Raw genomic sequence first — 446 nt, 5'->3', positions numbered from 1 at the left:
ATTATGTTGATGGAAGGAAAAACACAATTATGGTTTAAATTTGATCCTTCGAATAGATTTGTCAAAGATTTTTATAAGGTGTGGGATTCAGAAGTTTTCTTTTTAGCAATCGAAGATAGCTTATTAATCAATCTCTACTATTCTAATAAGAACTACTTTAAAATTCCTGCTGCGAAAACTAGAATGAAGAAAGATGTATATTTTTTGTTTGATATCGTGACTGACGTGCCAGACGCACGGAGCGATCATCGGCGTTATGACTATATAAAGTATACTTTCGTTGATCCAGAAAGGTATAAAGATTAAAGTAGGCTACCTAAAAAGGTAGCCCGGAACGGATTTTATCACCATACTTATAAAAGGAGATATTTTTAAGTTAGTATTAAGATTGTGTAATATGATGATATCTATATTTTATAGTATCAGTGCTATAAAATCAAAAATAA

Annotated in this window: 1 protein-coding gene; it reads left to right on the top strand. The window is 30.5% G+C overall.

Annotation, left to right across the window (positions count from 1 at the left end; genetic code table 11):
* The first annotated feature begins 3 nt into the window (after positions 1-3).
* The gene (locus HMPREF2961_RS09240) at positions 4-306 is read left to right on the top strand and encodes a DUF5960 family protein (RefSeq protein ID WP_002333318.1); all 303 of its coding nucleotides are present in this window, start codon (positions 4-6) and stop codon (positions 304-306) included.
* Positions 307-446 lie beyond the last annotated feature (140 nt).

Origin of the sequence: Enterococcus sp. HMSC076E04, from assembly GCF_001814285.1 — a bacterium.
Lineage (GTDB): Bacteria > Bacillota > Bacilli > Lactobacillales > Enterococcaceae > Enterococcus_B > Enterococcus_B lactis.
This window is presented reverse-complemented; position numbering and strand designations above follow the sequence as displayed.

Bases quoted from the DNA above. Each gene is read 5' to 3' on its own strand.
- HMPREF2961_RS09240 (WP_002333318.1), top strand. From the start codon at position 4: ATGTTGATGGAAGGAAAAACACAATTATGGTTTAAATTTGATCCTTCG.